This is a genomic window from Leadbetterella sp. DM7, from assembly GCF_040829825.2.
In the GTDB taxonomy this organism is placed as follows: domain Bacteria; phylum Bacteroidota; class Bacteroidia; order Cytophagales; family Spirosomataceae; genus Leadbetterella.
In genome coordinates, this window is sequence record NZ_JBFOLH020000007.1 from 130,490 (window position 1) to 152,349 (window position 21,860).

17 protein-coding genes are annotated in these 21,860 nt (G+C 41.6%); 14 read left to right on the plus strand and 3 right to left on the minus strand.

Features of this window, described 5'->3' with window-relative positions; genetic code table 11:
• Positions 1 to 9: 9 nt before the first annotated feature.
• From rnr to AB2U10_RS10445, 14 genes are all read left to right on the plus strand, one after another.
• On the plus strand, positions 10 to 2,247 hold the full coding sequence (gene rnr, locus AB2U10_RS10380; RefSeq protein WP_367914021.1) for a ribonuclease R: 2,238 nt from the start codon (positions 10 to 12) through the stop codon (positions 2,245 to 2,247).
• A gap of 116 nt (positions 2,248 to 2,363) precedes the next feature.
• Complete coding sequence (gene mraY / locus AB2U10_RS10385; protein ID WP_367914022.1) at positions 2,364 to 3,557, plus strand: phospho-N-acetylmuramoyl-pentapeptide-transferase; 1,194 nt, start codon at positions 2,364 to 2,366, stop codon at positions 3,555 to 3,557.
• A 153-nt stretch (positions 3,558 to 3,710) separates the two neighbouring features.
• Complete coding sequence (locus tag AB2U10_RS10390; RefSeq protein WP_367914023.1) at positions 3,711 to 5,999, plus strand: SLBB domain-containing protein; 2,289 nt, start codon at positions 3,711 to 3,713, stop codon at positions 5,997 to 5,999.
• The gene (locus AB2U10_RS10395) at positions 5,999 to 7,033 is read left to right on the plus strand and encodes a Wzz/FepE/Etk N-terminal domain-containing protein (RefSeq protein WP_367914024.1); all 1,035 of its coding nucleotides are present in this window, start codon (positions 5,999 to 6,001) and stop codon (positions 7,031 to 7,033) included. The genes AB2U10_RS10390 and AB2U10_RS10395 overlap by 1 nt, the downstream gene beginning before the upstream one ends.
• Before the next feature lie 40 nt (positions 7,034 to 7,073).
• Positions 7,074 to 7,838: a cytidylyltransferase domain-containing protein gene (locus AB2U10_RS10400; RefSeq protein ID WP_367914025.1), complete on the plus strand. Its 765-nt coding sequence runs from the start codon at positions 7,074 to 7,076 to the stop codon at positions 7,836 to 7,838.
• Between the two features lie 6 nt (positions 7,839 to 7,844).
• A complete protein-coding gene (locus AB2U10_RS10405; RefSeq protein ID WP_367914026.1) occupies positions 7,845 to 8,897 on the plus strand; it encodes an N-acetylneuraminate synthase family protein in 1,053 nt (350 codons plus the stop codon).
• Positions 8,898 to 8,925: 28 nt separating this feature from the next.
• Complete coding sequence (locus AB2U10_RS10410; RefSeq protein WP_367914027.1) at positions 8,926 to 9,060, plus strand: hypothetical protein; 135 nt, start codon at positions 8,926 to 8,928, stop codon at positions 9,058 to 9,060.
• 210 nt (positions 9,061 to 9,270) lie between these two features.
• Entirely contained in the window at positions 9,271 to 9,771 is a 501-nt protein-coding gene (locus tag AB2U10_RS10415; protein WP_367914028.1) for a 3-deoxy-D-glycero-D-galacto-nonulopyranosonate 9-phosphatase, read from the plus strand.
• A 54-nt stretch (positions 9,772 to 9,825) separates the two neighbouring features.
• Positions 9,826 to 11,301, plus strand: coding sequence for a lipopolysaccharide biosynthesis protein (locus tag AB2U10_RS10420; RefSeq protein WP_367914029.1), 1,476 nt, complete (start codon positions 9,826 to 9,828; stop codon positions 11,299 to 11,301).
• A 205-nt stretch (positions 11,302 to 11,506) separates the two neighbouring features.
• Positions 11,507 to 12,256, plus strand: coding sequence for a polysialyltransferase family glycosyltransferase (locus tag AB2U10_RS10425; protein WP_367914030.1), 750 nt, complete (start codon positions 11,507 to 11,509; stop codon positions 12,254 to 12,256).
• A gap of 52 nt (positions 12,257 to 12,308) precedes the next feature.
• Positions 12,309 to 13,538 (plus strand): hypothetical protein, encoded by a 1,230-nt coding sequence (locus AB2U10_RS10430; RefSeq protein WP_367914031.1) that lies wholly within the window; start codon positions 12,309 to 12,311, stop codon positions 13,536 to 13,538.
• 59 nt (positions 13,539 to 13,597) lie between these two features.
• A complete protein-coding gene (locus tag AB2U10_RS10435; protein ID WP_367914032.1) occupies positions 13,598 to 14,830 on the plus strand; it encodes a glycosyltransferase family 4 protein in 1,233 nt (410 codons plus the stop codon).
• Positions 14,831 to 14,891: 61 nt separating this feature from the next.
• Positions 14,892 to 15,983 carry a DUF1972 domain-containing protein gene (locus tag AB2U10_RS10440; RefSeq protein ID WP_367914033.1) on the plus strand — a complete coding sequence of 364 codons (1,092 nt, stop codon included), beginning with the start codon at positions 14,892 to 14,894 and terminating at the stop codon, positions 15,981 to 15,983.
• 43 nt (positions 15,984 to 16,026) lie between these two features.
• On the plus strand, positions 16,027 to 17,184 hold the full coding sequence (locus AB2U10_RS10445) for a nucleotidyltransferase family protein (RefSeq protein WP_367914034.1): 1,158 nt from the start codon (positions 16,027 to 16,029) through the stop codon (positions 17,182 to 17,184).
• Positions 17,185 to 17,423: 239 nt separating this feature from the next.
• Here the strand turns inward: AB2U10_RS10445 and AB2U10_RS10450 are convergent, their stop codons facing one another.
• The 3 genes from AB2U10_RS10450 to AB2U10_RS10460 form a co-directional block, all read right to left on the minus strand.
• Positions 17,424 to 18,593: an ATP-binding protein gene (locus AB2U10_RS10450; RefSeq protein WP_367914035.1), complete on the minus strand. Its 1,170-nt coding sequence runs from the start codon at positions 18,591 to 18,593 to the stop codon at positions 17,424 to 17,426.
• A 403-nt stretch (positions 18,594 to 18,996) separates the two neighbouring features.
• Positions 18,997 to 20,388 carry a capsule assembly Wzi family protein gene (locus tag AB2U10_RS10455; RefSeq protein ID WP_367914036.1) on the minus strand — a complete coding sequence of 464 codons (1,392 nt, stop codon included), beginning with the start codon at positions 20,386 to 20,388 and terminating at the stop codon, positions 18,997 to 18,999.
• Between the two features lie 40 nt (positions 20,389 to 20,428).
• Positions 20,429 to 21,787, minus strand: a complete 1,359-nt coding sequence (locus tag AB2U10_RS10460; RefSeq protein WP_367914037.1) for an exopolysaccharide biosynthesis polyprenyl glycosylphosphotransferase — start codon at positions 21,785 to 21,787, stop codon at positions 20,429 to 20,431.
• Between the last annotated feature and the right edge of the window lie 73 nt (positions 21,788 to 21,860).

Below are 21,860 nucleotides of genomic sequence, written 5' to 3' on the forward strand. Positions count from 1 at the left end.
ATTCCTTGTATGACAAAAAGAATAAAAAAATCGCAGATCAGGTCTCAGAAGAATGAGATACTGACTTTCTTCCGAAATAATACCGACCGTATCTATACCTTAAATGACCTGTACAACCACCTGGATGTATACGATGAGCAGGATAAAATGTTTGTCAGGCTGATGGTGGAAGACCTCGTTGACGAAGGCAAACTGCACAATGCAGGCCGGAGCCGCTTCTCGGCTGAAAAAACCGACAGCGGGCGGATCACCGGAAAAGTAGATTTTGTCAATCCCAATTTCGGGTTTGTACGGTATGACGACAACCAGTCGGACATCTACGTCTCCCGCGACGACATGAACGGGGCGCTGGATGGCGACACCGTGTCGGTGCTCATCACCAAAAAACAGGGCCGCGGCGATAAAAATCCCGAGGGCCGCGTAGTAGAGGTGATCTCCCGCGCCCGGAATAACGTGGTGGGGAAGATCAAAGTCTTTAAAAATTACGCCCTGCTGAGCCCTGATGTCAAGGGCTTTCACGAGAATATTTTCATTCCCAGGGATAAGCTTTTCGGGGCTGTTTCTGACGACCTCGTGATTGCCGATATCACCACTTTCCCGGCGCCGGGCATCCAGGCTTCCGGGGTAGTGACGGCCGTGCTGGGCAAATCGGGCGACAATAATGCTGAAATGAACGCCATCATGGCCGAATTCGGACTGCCGGTAGATTTCCCGAAGGCTGTACTTGACGAAGCCCGGAAAATAAAAGAGGCGATCCCCGCCACGGAAATCCGCAAACGCCGGGATGTGCGTGACATTCTTACCTTTACCATTGATCCGAACGATGCCAAAGATTTTGACGATGCCATCAGCTTCCGTATCCTGGAAAACGGGAATTACGAGATCGGTATCCATATTGCTGACGTGTCGTATTACGTTACCCCCGGCACACTGCTGGAAGAAGAGGCTTTCCGGCGGGCTACCTCGGTATACCTGGTAGACCGCACCATTCCCATGCTCCCTGAAAAGCTCTCCAATAACCTTTGTTCCCTCCGGCCGCACGAAGACAAGCTGGTGTTCTCGGCCATCTTTGAAATGAATGAGCAGGCCGAAGTGCTGAGTGAGTGGTTCGGGCGTTGCATTATGCATTCTGACCGCCGTTTCGCTTACGAAGAGGCCCAGGAGATTCTCGACGGCAAGCCGGACGAAGTATACAACCCGGTACTGCACAAGCTGAATGACCTGGCGCACATCCTGCGCAACGACCGGTTTAAAAAAGGAGCATTTAATTTTGAGACCGACGAGGTCAGGTTTCAGCTCGACGAAACCGGTAAGCCCCTGGGCATATACCGGAAGGTCAGGAAAGATGCGCACAAGCTCATTGAAGAATTCATGCTCCTGGCCAACCGGCAGGTAGCCACCTGGGTATACAAAAAAGCCCCGGCCGGCCAGGAACCGTACACAATGGTATACCGGGTGCATGAGCCGCCCAATCCCTCCAAGCTGGAGACTTTTGCCAAATTTGCCGCCAAAATGGGCTTTACCATAAAAACGGGCAGCACCCAGCAGCTCTCTGCCTCGCTGAATAAGCTTATGCTGGAAATTGAGGGAAAACCCATCCAGAATGTGCTGGAATCCCTGGCCGTGCGCACCATGTCGAAGGCCCGCTATTCCACGCAGAACCTGGGCCATTTCGGGCTGGCCTTTGACCATTACAGCCATTTTACCTCGCCCATACGCCGGTATCCCGACATCATGGCCCACCGTATGCTGCAGCACTACCTTGACGGCGGGAAGTCGCTTCCGGCAGAAGACTTTGAAAGAAAATGCGAGCACAGCTCTGCGCAGGAAAAGCTGGCGGCTGAAGCAGAAAGAGCATCGATCAAATACAAGCAGGTGGAATACATGAGCTTCCAGTCGCGCAACGAGGTCTTCACCGGCCTTGTCTCCGGTGTAACCGACTTCGGCCTATTTGTAGAGATCAACGACATGGGAGCCGAAGGCATGGTACGCCTGGCTGACCTGAACGACGACTATTACGAATACGATGCCGATAATTACCGGGTAACGGGCCGGAAAACCGGCCGGGTGATCGGCTTTGGCCAGGCTGTAAAAGTGAAAGTGAAGGCTACCGATATGGATCGCCGCAGCATTGAGCTGGAGCTTCTTTCTGTAGAAGGGCAAACGCTCAGGAAGCCCGCACCGGGAAGGAGGTCAGCCCCGGCCGGAAAACCGGCCCCCGGCAGAAAAAGAGGCCGGCGCAGGTAAAAATGGGTACCATATTTTACAAAGGCGTACGGGGGCCCTATAAGTAGGCCGTTGCGGCTGCCTGATTTCTGAAATATATCCCTTAATTTTGCCGAAACTTTCTTTACCCCGTTAATATGCTATACTACCTGTTTGAATACCTCGACAAAATGTTTGACCTGCCCGGTGCCGGCGTCTGGCGGTTTATCTCCTTCCGGGCATCGGCAGCCATCATTGTATCCCTTTCAATTGCAGCTATTTACGGAAAACGGATCATCCGGAAGCTCCAGATGCTCCAGATCGGGGAAAGTATCCGGGATCTCGGCCTTCACGGGCAAATGGAAAAGAAAGGTACCCCTACCATGGGAGGCTTTATCATCCTGGCCTCCCTCCTGATTCCCGTACTGTTATTTGCCCGGCTCGACAACGTTTACATTATCCTGCTGATCGTGGCTACGGTATGGACCAGCCTGATAGGGTTTGCCGATGATTACATCAAAGTATTCAAAAAGAATAAGGAAGGGTTGAAAGGGCGTTTCAAGATCATCGGGCAGGTAGGCCTGGGCCTGATCGTGGGTCTCACCTTATATTATAACAAGAACGTCACCATCCGGCAGTTTTCGGGAGGCGGTGCTTACGTGGATACTTCCTCCCTGCAGACCACCGTGCCCTTTACCAAGAATAACCTGATTGACTACGACATTCTTTCCGGCTACCTGCCTGAAAGCCTGGGCTGGCTGCCCTATGTACTGATCTGCATATTTATTATTACTGCGGTTTCCAATGCGGCCAACATCACTGACGGTATTGACGGTCTCGCCGCCGGCACCTCGGCCATCATCGGGGTAACGCTGGCCATTTTTGCCTTCCTGTCAGGCAACAAGATCTTTGCCGAATACCTGAATATTATGCTGATCCCCAATTCGGGAGAGCTGGCCATTTTCTCCGCGGCATTTGTGGGGGCCTGCGTGGGTTTCCTCTGGTACAACTCTTACCCGGCTTCTGTATTCATGGGTGATACGGGCAGCCTGATGCTGGGCAGCGTGATTGCCACCATGGCCCTTATTTTGCGAAAAGAGCTGCTCATTCCTGTTTTCTGTGGGATTTTCCTTGTTGAAAACCTGTCTGTCATGGCCCAGGTCCTCTATTTCAAATACCAGCGGCGCAGGCACGGGCTCGAATATGCCCAGCAGCACCGCCTGCTGAAAATGGCTCCGCTTCACCACCATTACCAGAAGCTGGGCTACCACGAGGCCAAGATCGTTACCCGGTTCTGGATCATCGGTATCCTGCTGGCAATTGTGAGCATTGTCACATTAAAACTGAGATAAAGGCAGGGGGGCCGGCCCTCCGGTTACTGCCCTGCCCATCAATCGTAATTCTCGGTCTATGCCACAGAATTACGAAAATTTCTTATTAACTTGCGCCGTTTTTATTACGGCGTTTCCTGGTACTTAGACATTTACTTGACGAAAACTGACTGCATGAAATTACTGAAAATTCTTTTCCTGGCTGTTTTTTTTGGAGCGGCTGCACATGCACAAACCCTCCCGCCGGTAGAGAGTGTGACCGACAAACAGATTGAAACTTTCCTGAAAGAAATGGAAACCCGGGGCTTTACCGAAGAGCAGGTGGAGACCATGGCCAAGGCCCGCGGTTATACCGACACCGATATTATTAAGCTTCGCGAGCGGATCAACCGCATCAAAAGCGGTATGGTGCAGGTCAATGACACGCTCCCCAGTCCTACCGTACGGAAGCAGATCGAAGAGCTCAGCACACGGGCAGAAGTACAGGTACAGGCCGAGCAGCCCATTGTCCAGGATGAGCTTTACGGAGCGGCGATTTTCAAAAACAAAGCATTGAACTTCGAGCCGAACCTGCGCATTCCTACTCCCCCCGGCTATGTACTGGGGGCCGGCGATGAGCTCCGTGCCGGCATTACCGGGTATGCCACCAAAGATTATACCCTGCTGGTTACCGAAGAAGGCACCGTAAAGCTGGAGCACTTTGCCCCGATTTATGTAAACGGCCTGACCATCAGCGAAGCCAAAGCCAAAATCAGGCAACGGCTGGGAAGCCTGTTTGCCGGGCTCAATAACGGCAGCCTGAACCTGGATCTCACACTGGCCAAAGTGAAGAGCATTAAGGTAACGGTTATTGGCGAAGTGGAGAACCCCGGTACCTATACCATCTCCTCCCTGGCCACGCTTTTCAATGTTTTGTACCAGTCGGGCGGGCCTACCCGCATTGGCTCATTCCGTGACATCCAGCTGCTGCGGAACGGCCGGCTGATTCACCACCTGGATCTTTATGAGTTTCTCCAGAAAGGATTGCTCACCGGTGATGTGGGCCTGAGAGACCAGGACGTCGTACTCATACCGGCATCACAGACCATTGTGCAGGTGACGGGGGAGGTGAAACGCCCTATGAAATACGAGCTGAAGGCCGGTGAAAGTGTAAACGACCTCCTGGCTTACAGCGGTGGTTTTACGGAAAATGCCTATACCGCCCAGCTGACCCTGAAGAGAAAAACAGGTAAGGAAATGGAGATCCGGAATATCGATACGACAACCGAGAAAGACTTCCTGCTGCGCAACGGCGATGTGATGCACGCCAGCGCTATCCTGGACCGTTACACCAACCGGGTGGAAGTAATGGGTGCCGTGTTCCGGCCGGGCGAGTATGCTATTGACGAAAGTGTAAAGACCGTTGCCCAGCTGATACAAAAAGCCGAAGGACTGCGGGAAGATGCTTTCCGCGGACGCGCTATCCTGAAACGCCAGCGCGAAAACCTGGATCCTGAATTCCTTGACCTGGACCTGAACAAAGTGTTGAACGAAGGTGAAGACGTGACACTCAAACGCGAGGATGTGCTGATCATACGCTCGGTAGTAGAGCTGCGGGAAGCCCGCAAGATCAATATCAGCGGCGAGGTAAACCAGCCGGGCGAGTACGACTTCAATGAAAACATGACGGTAAGCTCGCTGGTCTTCCTGGCAGGCGGATTCCGCGAGGGGGCCACTCCTAACCGGATAGAAGTAGCCCGCCGGCTCTATAACGATGAAGACAATGACGCTACCGTTGAGATCTATGACCTCACCATACAGAAAGACCTGAGCATTGATGACAAAGGCTTCACCCTGCAGCCTTTTGACCAGGTGTATATCCGTTCAATGGCCAACTACAAACCCCAGGTGTCGGTAAGCATAGAAGGCGAGGTCAACTACCCCAGCCACTACGTGATCCGGTCTAAAACCGAACGGATCTCCGACCTGATCGACCGCGCCGGAGGCCTGCGCAGGGAGGCATACCTGAAAGGCGCCAAATTCTACCGCAACAATAAGCTGGTGGCGCTTGATATGCAAAAAGCCCTCGACAATAAGAAATCGGCCGTTAACCTGTTCCTGGAAGAAGGCGACCGCCTGGTTATTCCGAAAGAAGAGCAGGTGGTGAGGCTGGTGGGCCAGGTACAGAACCCCACATCTGTGGCCTATGAACCGGGCTTCTCGTTCAAAAATTATATTGAGCAGGCCGGTGGATTCACCGATTCGGCCAATATAAAACGGACGTACGTACGCTACGCCAACGGCTTAACCGACCGTACCCGCTCTTTCCTCGGGATGCGCTTCTATCCAAAGGCAGAAAAAGGAATGGAAATTCATGTGCCGGCAAAACACAAAGAAAGAATGAGCCGGGCAGAAATTGTAACCATGAGTACGGCCATTACTTCTATGATGGCGGTGATTGTAACTTTAATACGGGTATTGTGATGGAAGAAGAGATTAGAATAGATTTTAGAGCGCTTTTCAAGATAATATGGAAAGAAAAGTGGTGGATTATGCTGATCACTACCGTAGTAACAGCTTTGGGTGTCACCTACGCTTTATTAGCTAGGGAAGAGTTTGAGACACAGGGAAAGATTCTTCCAGAGTTACAGGGTAAAGGAGCGGGGAACCTGAGTCAGTTTGCCGGTTTGGCCAGTTTGGCTGGAATTGACCTGAGCTCTATGGGGGGAACCGGTGTCGACGCTGTTCGGCCAGACCTATACCCAGATGTCATCACCAGTACGCCTTTTTACTTAGAGTTGTTTAAAACCTCTATTCATACCAGGGCAGATGAAAAAATGACTTTTGAAAAGTATTACCATATAGTAATCGAAGAAGGTGAAAAACCTAAAGAGAAATTGTTAAAAATATACCCGGTGAAAGAAGAAGGTATTATTGTGCTAAATCGTTTAAATGAAATTCGTTTAAAAGATTTGCGAAAGAGGATCACAGCAGGAATTGATAAGAAAACAGGCGTAATAACGATAAATACAACGATGCCCGATCCGGTAGTGGCAGCCGAAGTGGCAAAATTTGCTATGGAATATCTCATGGAATATGTGAAAAGCTATCGTACAGAAAAACTTCGGCAAGACGTAGATTACTTAGAGAATCAAGTGAAAACCTCGCGAGGAAAATACTATTCTACTCAGGAAAAAAAAGCTCGCTATACTGACCAGTTTCAAGATATGCGTTTACAAAGTGCAGATGTGCAGCGTGAACGGATTGAATCAGAATACAAGCTATCTTCTTCTTTTTATAATGAGTTGTTGAAAAAATATGAAGAGGCTAAATTCAAATTACATCAGGAAACCCCAGTATTCAAAGTATTAGAACCACCACTAGCGCCAGCAAAAAGGACTAAGCCTAAACGAAGCATTATCGCAATAGGTTTTGCGATTTTTGGAGGTGCTATAGGCTTTGGTTCGGTTTTGATTAAAAAAGAGAATTATAGGAGAGTACTAAAGCGAAACAACTGAAGATACGAAAACTAAGAACATAGCTTAAAATGAGATAAATATGTTTCACAATTCAAGCAAACTGGGCATTGTTCTACAAGCAAGATTGGGTTCATCAAGACTACCAGCAAAAATCCTGTTACCAATCGATGATGAGCCACTTTTGTTTTTCATAGAGAAGAAATTCCAATACCTGAACATCCCGATTCTATTTGCAATTACAAATTCTGAGCGGGACGATGAGTTAGAAGCAGAATTAAGAAAGAGGGGTGCTGAGTTTATAAGAGGGAGTGAAAAGGATGTTTTAAGCAGGTTTCTATTATGTGCTGAGAAATACAGCTTCAACTATATTATACGGGTATGTACAGATAACCCTTTTATTAATATTTTTTACCTTAACGAGCTTTTAAAAGCTTTTTCAAACTGTAATGAAAACGTTGATTACCTGTCTTTTTCTTATAAAGAAAAACCGGTAATTTTATCTCATTTTGGAATATTTGCCGAAATTGTATCTGTTAGTGCATTGAAGCAGGTTTACTCTGATTTTTCGGGAAGAGGTGATTATCGAGAACACGTTACAATTGGCGTTTATTCTAACCCGGATCGGTTTAAAGTAGTACTGATACCATTAGATAATGAATTAAAGAAGTATGAAGGTTTAAGATTGACCATAGATACATTGGAAGATTATAATAATATTATTAAAATAAGGAGGTTGAGAGATTTTCGTGATGATATGCCGTTTAGTGAAATTGGAGAATTAATCCTAGCGGATAATGAGATATTTGAGTCAATGAGAAAAATTATAGAAACTAACAAAAAATAACTATCTATGATAGAAAATAATCAATCTGTATATATTATTGGTGAAATAGGGCAGAATCATAACGGTTCAGTTGATATAGCCAAGGTAATAATTGATTTAGTATGTCGTCCGATTGAGGAAGATCTGTTTCATTTGGATCTGAAGCCTATGGATGCTGTAAAACTAACCAAAAGAGACTTGGCTCAGGAACTTTCAAAATCACAAATGGAAGCTCTATATAATAGTCCGCACTCTTTTGGGAAAACGTATGGAGAGCATAGAGAGGTGTTAGAGTTAAAGGATGAAGAGCACTATGAAGTATTTAAGTATGCCAAAAGTAAAGGTTTAGATGTTATAGAGACACTTTGTGCCATAGGATGTCTGTCATTATTGAAGTATTTTACACCAGACTATTTAAAAGTGGCCAGCCGGGATTTAACAAACTTACCTTTGCTGAATGCTATGGCAGAAACCAAAATCCCGATTATTCTTTCTACGGGTATGGCAGGGAAAGAACAATTAGATGATGCGTTGAAAATTATCACAAAATATCATAACAACATATCCATTTTGCATTGTGTATCACAATACCCTACACACCCTGATAATGTAAATCTCAATACCTTGAATTATTTAAAAAAGAACTATGAGAAATATACTATTGGGTATTCAGACCATACAATAGGGATAGCTACCCCATTAGCAGCTGTGGCAATGGGGGCAAAAATTATAGAGAAGCACATTACGATAGACAGAAGAATGAAGGGTACTGATCAGGCGGGTTCTCTGGGTCCTGATGGAGTAAACAGGATGGTAAGAGACATCAGACTATATGAGAAGTCTTTAGGGAAGGAAGAGATATTTATTGATCCGTCAGTTAATACAGCTAAAGTTAAGCTTGAGCGATCCATTGCAACAAAGAGAGTAATCGCTGTTGGGGAAATAATCCAGAAAGAAGATTTGCATTTATTGTCCCCAGGAGATGGCTTTAAATGGGCAGAAAAGGATAAAGTAATAGGGAGAACAGTTATCACAGAAATACCAGAAAATGAAGTAATTTATCCAAATATGATATCGTAATAGATGAAAAATAGAAATTGAGTCTGTAATGTCGAAAGAAGAAATTGATAATCGTAATATACTTCTGGGGTTATTTAATAGCCCTTCTATTCCTGAAAATGAGAAGGATGCTAGTTGCGATCTTTTTGAAGCGGTTACTAAGCCGGAAAAGTACTTTAAATAGCCTTGAAGACTATAATTTCATTTGCATTTTGATATCTACTAATCTATAATATAAAAGAATGTTTGTAAATGTATTGTCATTAATGTCTAAAGGCCCTATTGTGGATTTTGATGAGTTATTATATCCTCAGCTTCCCAGATAAGCCATTGCTTTGAATGAGAGAAACTATAAATTGTTTAAAAGAATACAGTTATATATTGTGCTAGAATAGTGAAGAATCTACCTAAACTGATAATTACAGATATTGATGGAGTATGGACTGATGGAGGTATGTACTATGATCAAACAGGAAATGAGTGGAAAAAATTTAATACGTCAGACAGTGCCGGAGTATTATTTTGTAAAAAGCTAAATATTCCTGTTTGCATTATCACTGGAGAAAATACCGAAATAGTTAGGAGAAGAGCGGAAAAACTTCAAATTGATTTTCTTTTTCAAGGAGTTTCTGATAAGCTAAAGGTTGCACGCGATCTTTGTAAAGAGATGGGTATTGAGTTAAACGATGTTGCCTATATAGGCGACGACTTGATGGACATGAGCCTTTTAAGGGAGGTCGGAATTAGTGCAGCCCCCGATAATGCGCCCCAATATGTGAAAGAAATAACTCATTTTGTTACCAGCAAGAAGGGAGGAGAAGGCGCTTTCAGAGAATTTGTGGAGTCAATAATAATATCAAGAGGTAACATATATGATATTATCAATTTATTGTAACAGACATACAGATAGTACAGATTACGCTATGCAAGAGTTTTGTAATTAATGTAGATGATAAAGAGAATACTTAAAAATCAGGCTATAATATTTGTTATACTCAAATATATTGCATTTGGCATCCAGTTGATTAATTCATTGCTTATCGCCAAGTTTTTGGGATTCCATTACTTTGGACTTTATGGGTTTGCATTAATGATACTCCAATATCTTAGTTATACTAATTTTGGAGTATATTACTCTTATTCAGTGATGTGTGCAGATGTATCGACCAAAACCGGAGAACAAAGAATACATATAACCGGGTCTGCAATTACGGTATTGAGTATTTCGTGCCTGCTACTTTTCATAGTTTATTTGGGATCTTATGGTTTTGACCTCTTCCCTAAATATAATTTTAGCGAATACTCTTTATGGGTAGTGATAATTGCTGTTCTACAACACTTTAACAACCTGTTTATTAATATCTTCCGGATCCATGGGAAAATAGGGGAAATCAACTTTTATTACCTGATCGTTCCACTTCTTCAGCTTATAGCCGTTTTATTTTTTCGGGAAACAGCACTTTTTTATGCGCTCTTATATGCTAATGCAGGGGGGAGTTTACTGTCTTTAATCTTTTTTTTTAAGGGGTTTCCTGAAGAGCTGAAAAAAATAAGAATACCCGATTTTTCTATGGCGAGAATAGTGATAGAGAGAGGAGTATGGTTATTGTTGTATAATCTCACTTTTTATGGTATTATCCTCACTGCAAGGACAATTGTAAGTAAGTTCTTTTCAGTAGAAGAGTTTGCATTATTTAATTTTGCAAACTCAATTTCTAATAACGTCTTTTTGCTATTGGGAACTTTAAACTTCTTGTTTTATCCAAAACTTATTAACATGATTAGTTTAAAAAGTGATGAACAAGTTATTGTTTTCATTGAAAAGATTAGAAAGTATTACTTAACGTTAACTGTACTTATAGTATTTATTAGCCTTCTTAGTCTAACAATTTTATTTTATTTTCTTCCACAATATACCGAAGCTATGAGGTGCTTACAAATATTATTATTAGCACAATTAATTATTAATAATTCATACGGATACTCAACACTTATGGTGCAAAGGGGAAAGGAGTTGCAAATGACATTTATTGCAGTAATTACGATTGTTATCATAGTTATAATTTCACTAATATCTCTTCACTTCTTTAAAGAAATAAACACGGTTGCAATAGCTGTTGTTTTAGGCGTTTTGCTGTATAACATTCTTGTTAGTTATAAAGGTTTACAAATCATTAACCAATACACATCATTAGCTGATTTTCTAAAAAGAGTATTTAGTATAACACTTTTCCTCCCGATAATATGTTGTATAGCATTATTTGTAATAAATTGCAATTACTATGTTAGCATTATTGCCTCTATGTTGTTTTATTTGTTATTAAATATTAAAGAATTAAGACATATAATGGTCGGGGGCTTAAAAATTCTTTCAGTCAGTGTTGAAATCACACCAAATTTAGATAAGGAATCTATAAATGAATGATCGCTTTGACGTAATTATATATGTAGAAAGTAATTTACAAATTAAGATTACGAAATACTTACTGCATAATTTATTTAGGAGCAAAAAAGTTTTAGTAATCCTACCAGAGAGTTTCTACTTTTCATTTCAAAATTTAAATTGCTATATATTCATTTCACCTATTGACCTACATGGGTATAAGAAATTATTTCTTTCCCTTTATAATATGAGGACTCAACATATACCTGAATTTGAATGTGAGATCTTCATTGCATCATTTTTAACAGGTTTAAATAGTTGCTTTTGGGAGAGGAAAATAAAGTATCAAAAGTTGGGATTAATAGATGATGGTTTGGGGACATTATTCAATTTAAAGTATCAAAGAGAATTTGAGAGCCCTCGCATCGAATCTGTTTTTAAAATATATAACTTTCTTGCAATGATTAATACAAGTAAGTTACCCCGCATTTTTTGTGCTAACCATATTAAGAAATCAATAACATATTATTACTCTGTTTATTATGAAGAGCATGAGTTGTTTAAAACAGTTCACATACCAATTTTTAAAACAGAAAAGAACTTTATAATAACAGATGAAATAGCGTTTATCGGGCAACCGTTTGTTGAACAAAAACAAATTTCTAGTCGGGACTATATCAATATGATGGAAAAGATACGGGATAAATTTGGAGAAAAAATATCGTATTTCCCCCATCCGAAAGAAAACAGGGTTAACTATGAGGAGCCAATGAAGTTTTTTAACATTATTGCTGATTTAAGAGTAGAAGATTATTTTATCGACAGAAGACCTAAATTGCTTCTAAGCATTTCATCATCAGTACTGATTAACTTGAAATTACGATTTGGTGCGGAATCTATTTATTATGTCAAGCTAGATACTATTAAGAATAAAGATATATATAAATATTACGATCTATTAGAAAGCATGGGTATACAACCATTAAACATCGACTAAAGTGTTTTCACAATTGACTTTGGTAAACTTGTTCTTTATAATCAATATAATATTGTTTATACTATTTCTCAATATAGGGAAAAGATATGCTTTTTTATCACCACTTAATATATTCGGAGTTTCATATTTTATACATTTAATTTTTGGCCAATTGGTATGGATACTAAAAGAGATTTTCTTAATTAATAATGAAGGTAGTCCTGTTGAGCTATCCATTTACTTTCTATTTATAAGTTCTATATTTGTCTTTTTATCAATAAGAAAAACTTATGTTTTTAAGGATAAAGGTGGGGAACTGGAAAGAATTAAGCTTCATTTTAATTACCCAGCTTTGACCAGAATAGTTCCATCTTTAATTTTCGCTTATATTGGGGTTTATTTATTCACATCAGGGTTTACAAATATTCCTATTCTATCATCCAATATTGATGAAGCCCGCATTGGTCTTATGCAAGAGAAAGGGAATAGAGGTATAGGATCAATCTTGCTTTTAACAGCTATACACTCCATCTTTAGAATTAGAGTTTCAAGGGCCTTTATAGGGTTAAAAATTTTATTGTATTTATTGTTTTTTATTCCATTCGTACTATATGGAGGTAGATTGTTAATGATCTTGCCAATTATAATAGTTTTATTACCATTTATTTATAAGATTCGTTTTTCTTTTTCAAATTTTTTGAGTGGGATTATAGTTATTTTGTTTTTTTTAACTTGTGTGAATTATTTCGGGACCTTACGAAAATATGGAAATGTAGAAGTTCAAAATTTCATGTTATATTCATGGGCGGATAGTTTCAACGAGTTTAGCCATGCCTCCCATGCAATAGTATATGGAGAAAGAAATTTTGGGAATGATTTCATACCAACATTTATAGCCTCATTTTTCCCTTCAATGATATTTGATGCTTTGGGTCTTAATAAGGATGATTATTATCATCCCATAGGTTTGATAGTTAATCAAAATACAATATATGAGAGTTCCCCGGATATCGGGATAAGGCTTTCTTTATTTGGGGAATTATACATGTGTTCAGGTATAGCAACTTTAGCTTTTGTCATTGCTATTTTCATAATGGTGCATAAGTGTGATAGTGTATTTACAAGAATAAAGGAATGGACTCTGGCCAGGTATATGAGTATGTTAACAGGAATCTTTCTAGCTATTTCGATTCCTTATGGTTTATCTTTTATCACTGTGTTAATTCAGTTTATAATTTTTACTTTTATATTATTTAACCTTAAATTTAGAAAGCTAAAATCACTACATACCAGTGGGGTTTAATTAGATATAAGTAAGAAAAGATAGTTGAAAACATGAAGGGCTTCTAAAAAAGATAATCAATGAATATACTTATGGTAAGCTGGGCATGGGCTCCCGTTGGTGGAGACTGGACCTACATTGCTAACATGGAAAGGCTTTACAAAGAGAGTGGCTATAATGTCATCCCATTTAGTACCAAACGGGATGACAATGTGCCCAATAACTTTGAAGAATATTTTGTAAAGGCTTACGATTACAAAGCTTTAAATAAAAAGAAAAGCCTAACTAACGCATATAAAACCGTTCAAAACGCAGTTGTTTCCTTTGAAGCAATTCGGAATTTAGAGCGCTTACTGGATCAATATCCAATTAAATTTGCGCATTTTCACATTATTCACCACTGGGTGACACCAGCGATTATTAAAGTCTTAAAAAAACGAAATATTCCAATTATTTGGACTCTACACGAATATAAGCTTCTCTGCCCTGAAGGAACATTCATTTCTAACGAGAAGGTTTGTGAAAAGTGTAAAGGTGGTAAATTTTATAGTTGCGCATTTAATTCTTGCAAGAAAGGGTCATTTTTAGCTAGCTGTTTAGCAAGTTTTGATGCTTATTATTATCATAATTCAGGGTTATACAACGATGTAGACTACTATCTTTGTCCTTCTTACTTCCTTAAAAAAAAATTTACTGAATTTGGATTTCAAAAGGAAAAATTACTGCTGACTAACTATTGCTACGATATTTCCTCTTTAGATTCTGCCGCCCAAAAAATCCAATTTACGGAAAATAAGAAGCCTTATATCCTGTATGTTGGGAGAATTGAAAAGCTAAAAGGCATTATTACATTGTTGAATGCTGTGAAAGATACCAACATACATCTTAAAATAGCAGGAACGGGGGCATTTTTAGAAGAAGCTATAACGCTGGCCAGCCCTATGAGTAATGTGGAATTTTTAGGATTTCAAAATAAAGATATGGTTTATGAACTAACTTTAAATAGTGAATTTGTTGTATGTCCATCTGAATGGTATGAAAACTATCCGTTCTCAGTTATAGAAAGTTTGCTATTGGGGAAGCCAGTGGTAGGCTCGGATATGGGGGGAATCCCAGAGCTGGTGATACACGGGAAAACAGGACTGGTTCATAGAGCCGGTGATGTTGCTGACCTTCGGTCGCATTTGTTATATTTGTGGGGAAACAAAAGCCTTTTAAGCAAAATGGGCAAAGAGGCTAGAGATTATGCTTACTCAAAAGTGAATTTTTCAACACATTGGAACATAATGAAAGATATTATTAATCGGCTTTAAGCTTCCTTATACACCCAAAATTATTATTGTTGAACCTTATAATGATTAAAGCTCTCAGACCATGCACATAGCTATACTCGGCACACGAGGAATTCCCAACTTCTACGGTGGGTTTGAACAGTTTGCACAATATTTAGCAAAAGGTTTGATATTAAACGGCTATCAGGTTACGGTCTATAATTCCAGTGCTCATCCATATCAGTTACCCGATTGGGAGGGAGTAAATATCATACATTGTAATGATCCTGAAAATAAATGGGGCACGGTCGGTCAATTTATATACGATCTGAATTGTATACGGGACGCCCGGAAAAGAAAGTTCAGCATAATTCTTCAGCTGGGTTATACTTCAAATTCTATTTGGGGCTGGTTATTACCGCGTAAGAATACCGTTATTACTACCAACATGGACGGTTTAGAATGGAAGCGATCAAAGTATTCTAAACCCGTTCAGCTCTTTTTAAAATGGGCAGAAAAATTATCAACAATCTTCAGCGACCACTGGATTTCCGACTCTATCGGTATACAGGAATACCTAATGAAAAAGTATGCTCTTAAATCAATATATATCCCTTATGGAACAGAAACCTTTGAAACTCCGGATAGCCGTATATTGACAGAATACAAGGTAACGGCATTTCAATACAATATGTTGATTGCCCGCCTTGAGTCAGAAAATAATATAGAAATGATCCTGAATGGAGTAGTTTTAGCAAAAGACAAAAAAACATTCTTAGTTATAGGGAACCACAATACTCCGTTTGGAGAATATTTAAAAAGCAAATTTAGCCATTGGCCTTCTATTCGGTTTTGTGGGGGAATTTATAATATCGATGTATTAAATAATCTTCGATATTACTCTAATTTATACTTTCATGGACATTCGGTGGGAGGAACAAATCCTTCCCTTCTTGAAGCAATGGGCTCTCAGGCGATGATATGTGCTCATGATAATATCTTTAACAAGGCTATATTGGCAGAAGATGCATTTTATTTTTCTAAATCAGAAGACGTCGTTATACATTTAAAATCGAATAATCGATTGACTCTGCCATCAGCCATTGCAAATAACCTTAGAAAAGCAAAAGAGTTATACTCATGGGACAATATTGTTTCCCAATACATAAAGCATTTTCGAGAAATTAAACGTTAAATATAGTTTTTACTTTTCAGCCTCTGTGAGATTGTATTTATATATGAATAATGAAATAAAAACTCTATTAACTGGTTTCCAGGTTGTTTTTCTACAAATGGATCCTTCAGCCTTTTGTATTATGTATAAGGGTTGTGTAAAAACAACATTGCTGGAATACGCAACAGTTCATGGAGTCAGGCCCTTATTATATCTTGCTTTAGTTGAAGCTGGCATAGACGATGATGTAACAAAAAGACTAAAAATTATTTCTTTTCAAATGGCTGTAAGAGAAAAGATACTACAACAGGAAAGTATACGCCTTCTTACTCTATTGAATGAAAATGGTGTTGAAGCTTTGCCCTACAAAGGTTTTTACTTCACCCAGATACTTAATAGTGGTTTAGCCTATCGGGAATCTAGTGATATTGACATTGTTATAAGGGACCTTGACAAAGCAATGAATGGGATAGAAATTCTGAAATCCCAGGGATACCGGATTTTAGGAGAAGTTCAAGGCTTGGATTTTATCGATTTAACATGGGGGCGACAAATAACTTTAGAAAAAGGAAATGTTAATGGACTAACAATTCATGTAGATTTTCACTGGGGAGTGAATGAAAAATACCATGAATATAAAATTTCTACAGAAGATTTTTTTGAGGATACATGCTGGCTACAAAATAAATATGTTAACATCCGCGTACCGGGGGATAAGGCGCTTTTTAAAATGCTAATTAATCACCATGGAGCCAGAGGTTGTTGGCTTAAATTAAAAGAATTATTTGATTGGACACTATTCCTCCGAAAAACAAATCTGTCCCTGGAAGAATGTAGACAAATAAGTAAAAGCATGAAGATGGAAAAAATAATGTCTGTCGGCGAAAAGTTGGCATCACATACTTTACTTCAAAAATGTGATAATTCTTCGTCTAAAGTTGAAATACAGATAATAAATTATTGGTCTGATGTATTTGAAATATTCTCCAATAAATTTATACGGTTCTTAAAATTCACACAGATATATATTCATTTACAAGACAAAGACGCAAGTAAAATTCGACTAGCATGGAATTACATCCGTTTTAAAGGATCATATTTCCCTCAATACAATTATTATTACAGACCTTTTAAAGGTAGGCTACTCTTATTGAATTTTATTTTTAAGTACGTATCTATTTTTTATCAATTTATCATTGGAAAATTCTCCTTTAAACAATAGTTGTTCTTCTGTACCTCCTCAATCCTTCTGATGTTGCTTCTGACACCCCCACCCATTTTAGGCATTATCTCATAGAATACGTTATTTTTTCACATATCGCTTAGGGAGAGGGCATGAAAAGACACCCGGTAAGGGGCAAGGTGTTTTTGAATTGCCGCAGATTTCAGGGTAAGCGCCTGAAGATTTATTTCCCGGGGATTGCGTTTTATTTCAGCCAGGTATGCGGTTTTGACCGGGTCTCAATACATCAATCCGAAATGCCATAAAGGAATAACATTCATAAACCCTTTTTCGATACCGTCTTTTACGATAAATCCTTTTTCAACATTTATAATTTGTTTTGACCCCTTATTTCTTCCGCCTATTTCAAAATCAAGGTTATCCACTTTAAAATCAGCGGTGGGGGAAGAGAAAATCTCGTGATTTACTCTTAACTGATTGAGAAAGAATGTTTCCCGGGTGTTTCCCGTATTCTGATTTTCCCCGGCAAGGTTATAGACCAGGTTGGTATTATCCAGGTATACCTTATCTACTTTCCCAAGGCCCCGAACTCCGCCGGTCGCCGTTCTTAGCTGGGCAATCATTCCGGCTTCTTCAATATACATAAGATAATCAGCTATGTTATTTCTGCTGATATTCAGTATTTCCGCAATTTTGCTCATGTTAGGCTTAAAAGGTACACTTTCTGCTACAATTGCCATCAATTGCCTTAGTTTCCGGCCTGTAGATACATTCATACCGGCATAGACCGGAATATCTGTTTCCAACGTCTGGTTGATGACCTGCCGTAGCCTCAAACCAAAATCATCTTCTGAGGCAAAAGGATAATATCCTTTTTTCAGATAGTTGGCAAACAGAGGTAAAGGGTGCGGTATTTGCGGCAAATCCACCCGATGATCCAGAATCTCCTGCAGCGTAAATTTCGGAGCTTCTACCCCGTGAAATAACGCTAAATATTCCCGGAAAGATAACCCCTGCATGCCATAAATAATGGCTCTCCGACTTAAATCCGAACCCCCTTTTTTGATGTCTAAAACAGAAGAGCCTGTAAAAACTACTTTGAGATGCCGGTGATAATCGTATATCAGCTTCAGCTCTTTAGACCAATCCGGATATTTATGTATTTCATCTATAAACAGGTATTTACCTCCCGACTTTACAAAAAAATCAGCCAAATCCAACAACCGGTTTCCTGCGAAATAAAAATCTTCCGCTGTAACATACAGTGTTTCATGCAGGGGCAGGTTCTCCCGGATATACTGAAGTACCAGGGTGGTTTTACCCACACCACGGGGGCCTGTTAAGCCTACCAGCCTGTTTTGCCAGTTAATCTGATGAAACATATACCTGACAAACTCTGTTTTTGTTTCACTAACCAGCTTATTAGAATATTCGAATAAGGATTGCATTTTTTTAATTTTATCCAAAAATACAAAATTTGCACTATCATGGTGCAAAAAAATACAAAATTTGCACTATGATAGTGCAAAATGTAACTGTACAAAAGAAAAGTTAAGTATCCGCGGGCAATAAAATACGTGATTTTTTCACCTATCGTTTAGGGTGAGGGCATGAAAAGACACCCGGTAAGGGGCAAGGTGTTTTTGAATTGCCGCAGATTTCAGGGTAAGCGCCTGAAGATTTATTTTCCGGGGATTGCGTTTTATTTCAGCCAGGTATGCGGTTTTGTCCAGGTTGACCCCGGTGTTCGGTCAGTCGGGTAGCAGCCCCGAGAGTATAAAGTCAGTAAGGGAAATACAGATCTGATTGGCAATACGTTAGTACGATCCGTGGGGCAAATCCTGTGAACCCTCAAAATCTTTTCTCCAGGCTCACAGTTAAACCGGTAGCATGAGGCAAGAGCTCCCCCACATCAGACGCCAGCATAAAGCCGGTAGTAAAACCCTTTGCCAGGTTTCGGCGACCTTCCAGGCAGAAAGAGAACTGGTTACTAATGGGAAACCGGGATTCCGTTCTCCGGGTACCAAAATTGCGCGAATAAGAAAGCTTCAGCCGGGTATCCCAGTCATAGGTTTTCCCTTCAAAACCGGCCTGCAGGCCCCAAAGCCGGTTGTTCACAAAATACTCCAGCTCGTTATAGGGGAACCCTTCATTGGCCGTGTGCCGGGGAGTGATAAAAGGGGTACCCAGCCCCTGGCTGCGGTAAGACCATCCGTAATTGTAAAGATAATGGTTATGGTAGTTCTCGTTTCCCGTTGGAGTAGGTTTTGACCAGGGCTCACCGGCCTGGTTTTTGGTATATAGCAGCTCCAGCAGCAGCTTGTTCCAGCCGACCCGGCCGGAGCCTTCACTTTTCTTTTGTACCATGACCCCCATCAGTCCGTCTGCAATATTGGCCAGGTGCCAGAGAGCACCCACTTCATAGAAGAACTGCCGGTAGGCGGCTATCCTGTAATTTTGTACATCATATTCCGCACGGATATCTATATTCCCTACATGGTTCCCCACTTTACTGTCCTGCCAGACCTTACCACTGACTACCGACCAGTAACGCTGCGCCTTGCTCATGGTAAATGATTCATGCAACTTATACTCATCTCCCCAGTAAGCATTGTCGGCAAAGCCACCGTACAATTTCAATTTCCAATAGGGCCGGGCTATCCGTATCCACAATGATTTCTGATGAAAATAGGTATATAAAGAATCTACTTGTGCCAGTGTTCCCCGGGTAGGAATATACCCGTACCAGCCATGAGCATAATTTCCGCGGGCAGCAATCAGGGTGTTTTTAGGCCAGTATTCCGGTACACGGAGCTCGATTTTCGGAATTCCGAGGGCATTCCCGGAAATAGCGAATGAGCCCATTGAAAGTGTGCTGTCAGTCAGGCCCAGGAATTCTTTTATACGCCCTCCGCGAGCCTCCAGAAAGCCCAGCTTCAGCTTCCCGTACCCTTCAATGATACGGAAGCGGCTCTCCTCTCCCACGTCTGCCCGGCCCTCCAGGCCTATTCCCCAGTCTATCCACTGCTTTTTCCCGGCATCTGTCTCTTTATAGTCGCGATATACCCTTCCCAGAAGTGTGGCTGAACCGCCGGAAAGCGGCGTGCTGCCGTATTGATTGGATCGCAGCCAGAAGGGAACTTCGTTATCCAGGTTCAGGCGGGCCTCCAGCGCTCCCTGCCATTGCTGGGCAGCGAGAGGAAAAATGATCGTGCTGAACAGGATAAGAAGAAGTTTCTTCATAGGGTGTTAAGATTTGAACTCCGGCTTTTTAACAGCAAAGCTACTTCCCTGATGCTGCAAATATCACCCGTACGGTCCGGAAAATAATCGACACGTCTTCCTGGAGAGAAGGTGCGTAGGTCAGGTCTATATTCGCTCTTTCCTTGATCTCCCGGGCATTCGAAGCATAGCCGTACAGGGTCTGGCCTATGGAGGTAAGGCCAGGCTTGACCGAAACCAGCAGGCGGTACCCTTCGGGCATATCTCTTTTCAGGATATCGATATCGTAACCGGCAAGAGGCCGGGGGCCTACGATAGACATATCTCCTTTCAGCACATTAAAAAACTGGGGCAGCTCATCAAGCCGGGTCCTTCGCATAAAATGCCCCCAGGGCGTAATGCGTTCATCGGTCTCGCCCAGTGAATGCCGCTGCTCGGCATTTACCTTCATGCTCCGGAATTTATAAATGGTAAACGGCTTACCCATCAGGCCGGTACGGCGCTGCCGGTAAATGGCCGGCCCTCTCGATGTAATCTTGGTGGCCAGGCCCAGCAAAAGAAAAAAGGGAAAGCCTCCAACAATCACTATACAGGAGAAAAAGATGTCAAAAACCCGCTTCAGGTAGGCCTCACGGGTCTGGTAGAAGGTTTGGGGCAGGTAGCGGAATATCGGGATATAATCGTGGTATTCCACATCCAGGCGGTTCGGAATATCAATATAGTCGGGCAGAAGCTTCACTTCCGATTCCATCTCGTAGGCCGCATCGGCAATTTCCTTGAAGGCCCGGGTATCCATGTCGCCGCCATAGCAGTAAATGTAATCGATTGCATATTCCTTCATAAAAGGAATGACGTCAGCATAAGTACCCTGGTAAAGGGGCGAGGTCACCTTATTGCCGAAATACCCCAGATAATTCATTCCCAGCTCGGGATGCATATCATAGTACCGGGTAAGCGATTCGGCTTTTTCGGTACCGCTCACCACTATATAGCTGCGGTGATTATACCCGTGTAAGCGATACTGCTTGAGCCCCCATACAAATACGACACGCCAGAGGCTGCCCAGCACAAAAAAGGAACTGTACAGGAGAGCAAGGTGCAGCCGGGAGAAATAATACCCCTGTGTAGCGGTAATGTACAGCGACACCAACGCGCCGTGTACGGCCAGCAAAGTAAGAAAACGGAGTTCCAGGTGAGAGGTGCTGAATTGCACCCGTGAAAAAACATACGGTTTGATAATAAATACCAAGACCATCCAGCCAATATTAATTACTCCCCAAAGCGAAAGGTAGGGGTCCTGGAGAACACCGTTAAAGTCATCGTAATTATAAAAATAGGCCACAAAATAAGACAGGTTGAGCAGTAACATGTCAGTGGCAATATTGATCAGTGGTATAAATGAGGAGTACCGGTGTTTCATATTAAAAGAGAGTGCATTTTAACTACTTAACCGAAAGGCACAAAGGTAGTTAAGAAACAGGGGAAATACCAGC

Excerpts from the sequence above, each read along its gene's own strand:
- rnr (WP_367914021.1), top strand. The coding sequence starts at position 10 with ATGACAAAAAGAATAAAAAAATCGCAGATCAGGTCTCAGAAGAATGAG.
- mraY (WP_367914022.1), top strand. The coding sequence starts at position 2,364 with ATGCTATACTACCTGTTTGAATACCTCGACAAAATGTTTGACCTGCCC.
- AB2U10_RS10390 (WP_367914023.1), top strand. The coding sequence starts at position 3,711 with ATGAAATTACTGAAAATTCTTTTCCTGGCTGTTTTTTTTGGAGCGGCT.
- AB2U10_RS10395 (WP_367914024.1), top strand. The coding sequence starts at position 5,999 with ATGGAAGAAGAGATTAGAATAGATTTTAGAGCGCTTTTCAAGATAATA.
- AB2U10_RS10400 (WP_367914025.1), top strand. The coding sequence starts at position 7,074 with ATGTTTCACAATTCAAGCAAACTGGGCATTGTTCTACAAGCAAGATTG.
- AB2U10_RS10405 (WP_367914026.1), top strand. The coding sequence starts at position 7,845 with ATGATAGAAAATAATCAATCTGTATATATTATTGGTGAAATAGGGCAG.
- AB2U10_RS10410 (WP_367914027.1), top strand. The coding sequence starts at position 8,926 with ATGTCGAAAGAAGAAATTGATAATCGTAATATACTTCTGGGGTTATTT.
- AB2U10_RS10420 (WP_367914029.1), top strand. The coding sequence starts at position 9,826 with ATGATAAAGAGAATACTTAAAAATCAGGCTATAATATTTGTTATACTC.
- AB2U10_RS10425 (WP_367914030.1), top strand. The coding sequence starts at position 11,507 with ATGAGGACTCAACATATACCTGAATTTGAATGTGAGATCTTCATTGCA.
- AB2U10_RS10435 (WP_367914032.1), top strand. The coding sequence starts at position 13,598 with ATGAATATACTTATGGTAAGCTGGGCATGGGCTCCCGTTGGTGGAGAC.
- AB2U10_RS10440 (WP_367914033.1), top strand. The coding sequence starts at position 14,892 with ATGCACATAGCTATACTCGGCACACGAGGAATTCCCAACTTCTACGGT.
- AB2U10_RS10445 (WP_367914034.1), top strand. The coding sequence starts at position 16,027 with ATGAATAATGAAATAAAAACTCTATTAACTGGTTTCCAGGTTGTTTTT.
- AB2U10_RS10450 (WP_367914035.1), bottom strand. The coding sequence starts at position 18,593 with ATGCAATCCTTATTCGAATATTCTAATAAGCTGGTTAGTGAAACAAAA.
- AB2U10_RS10455 (WP_367914036.1), bottom strand. The coding sequence starts at position 20,388 with ATGAAGAAACTTCTTCTTATCCTGTTCAGCACGATCATTTTTCCTCTC.
- AB2U10_RS10460 (WP_367914037.1), bottom strand. The coding sequence starts at position 21,787 with ATGAAACACCGGTACTCCTCATTTATACCACTGATCAATATTGCCACT.